Raw genomic sequence first — 969 nt, 5'->3', positions numbered from 1 at the left:
ACCTGGTACTTTGGGACTGGGGTCCGGGTCTGCCGCACAAGGTAACCGTATTCGACCCAAGCGGCCGGTTGCCGAAGGACCAGCTATCCTGGCGATAACGCACTTCTCCGCATCCGAAGGGCAGGGGAGGGGCGTGCCCGGCCTATAGTCCGCTCGCCTTGGTGAGATTGATACGGAAGCGATCGCGTCTGCGCTGATAGCGGCGAGTCATTTCAGCCGAGGTATGGCCGAGCTGCTTTTGCACATAGCGCTCATCGACTTCGGCCGAGGAAGCGAGGCCAGCGCGCAGCGAATGTCCGGCAAAGAGCTTTGCTCGTTCGCCTTCCGACAGATCGCCGCGCACGCCGGCCGCCAGCGCAGTGCGCTTGACCAGGCGCGCGACCTCCTGGTCGTTGAGTCGATCGGCGCCGACCGCCTTGCCCTGGCCGGTGACGCGCCTGAAGAGGGGACCGTGTGCGATACGGGCGAGCTTGAGCCAGGTCTGCACCGCGACAACCGGGCAGGTGGCATCGGACGAGCCGCGCCCGACTTCGACCTCCCGCCAGCCGGTCTTGCCGCGAAGGGAAACGAGCATGCCCTTGTCGAGGATCTCGATCCAGCCGCGGCCGTCCTCGGTCTGGTCGCGGCCGACATCCAAAGCCACGATCTCGGAGCGCCGCAGGCCGCCGGCGAAACCCAAGAGCAGCATGGCGCGGTCGCGCAGGCCGCGTAGCGTGCCGCGGTCGAGCGTCTCCAGCATGGCGATCAGATCTTCCGGCAACACCGCCTCCTTCTGCCGGGGTGGGGCGGCGTGCTTGTTGCGAATGCCGGCCATGACGGTGGCAATGTGGCGATCCTTCCTGTCGAGCGGCTGGCCGCGCTGCGTATAGTTCCACGTCAGCGAGGAAAGCCGGCGCTCAATCGTCGCCACCGAGTTCGGCTTCTTGTCGCCGGTCGCCGTGCCAGAGGCGCACGCGGTGATGTAGAGCC

1 protein-coding gene and 1 pseudogene are annotated in these 969 nt (G+C 66.7%); one reads left to right on the top strand and one right to left on the bottom strand.

Annotated elements, in window-relative coordinates:
- Window positions 1-98 (top strand): annotated as a pseudogene (locus tag AC1DZP_RS36255) (RES family NAD+ phosphorylase); the annotation flags it as partial.
- A gap of 44 nt (window positions 99-142) precedes the next feature.
- Here the strand turns inward: AC1DZP_RS36255 and AC1DZP_RS36250 are convergent.
- Window positions 143-969 (bottom strand): site-specific integrase (locus AC1DZP_RS36250; protein ID WP_477309164.1); only part of this gene is annotated, 827 nt, incomplete at its 5' end.

Source organism: Mesorhizobium sp. P2_F8 (assembly GCF_056403655.1).
This window is presented reverse-complemented; position numbering and strand designations above follow the sequence as displayed.